1 protein-coding gene is annotated in these 887 nt (G+C 66.7%); it reads right to left on the bottom strand.

Features of this window, described 5'->3' with window-relative positions; translation table 11 throughout:
* On the bottom strand, window positions 1-887 hold an 887-nt coding region (locus DMB66_RS60065), incomplete at both ends, for a BMP family ABC transporter substrate-binding protein (RefSeq protein WP_158647750.1).

Genomic DNA, 887 nt, shown 5'->3' with positions numbered 1-887 from the left:
AGCCCGGGGTCGACGCCAGCGGCTTGCCCGAGGCGCCGTCCGCGACAGCCGTCTCGACCGCGTCGGTGATGTTCTTGACGACCGTGGTCAGGAACACGTCGCAGTACTGCTCCGCGCTCTTGCAGCCGTCCTGGTCGACCCAGATGACCGAGACCTTGCCGCCGGACGCCTTGGCGACGTCCGCGGTACCCAGGCCCGTGCCGCCGGCCACCGGCATGATGACGTCGGCACCCTGCGAGACCTGCGAGTTGGTGATGGTCTTGCCCTTGGCCTGGTCGCCGAAGTTCTCGGCGAAGGTGCCGTTCTGCTTGGCCTTGTCCCAGCCGATGACTGCGACGTTCTTGCTCTTCTGCTTGTTGTAGTACGCCACGCCGTCGGCGAAGCCGTCCATGAAGACGGTGACCGGCGGGATCTTCAGGCCGCCGTAGGTGGCCACCTTGCCGGTCTTGGAGTAGCCCGCCGCCACGTAGCCGGCCAGGAAGGCCGCCTGCTCGGTGGCGAACTGCATCGGGAAGACGTTGGTCGCGTCCGCGATGCTGCTGTCCACGATGCCGAACTGCTGGGTGGTGTTCTCCTTGGCTACCTTCCCGGTGGCGTCGCCCATCAGGCCGCCGACCGAGAGGATGAAGTTGCACTTCTGCGTGACGAACTGCCGCAGGTTGGGCTCGTAGTCAGCCTCGGCCGTCGAGGCCACGTACTTCGGCTCGACATTGCTCTGGGCTTCCTTGGCGGCCTGCAGGCCGGCCCATGCAGAGGCGTTGAACGACCGGTCGTCGATGCCACCGGTGTCGGTGACCATGCACGCCTTATATGCGGTTGCGGCACTCGAGGCCGAACCGGTCGGTGTCTCTTCAGGGGCGTCGCCACAGGCAGCGGCGGCGAGCGAG

The sequence above is a fragment of the Actinoplanes sp. ATCC 53533 genome (assembly GCF_003947245.1).
The sequence above is the reverse complement of the archived record's forward strand: the minus strand, read 5'-3'. Positions and strand labels throughout refer to the sequence as shown.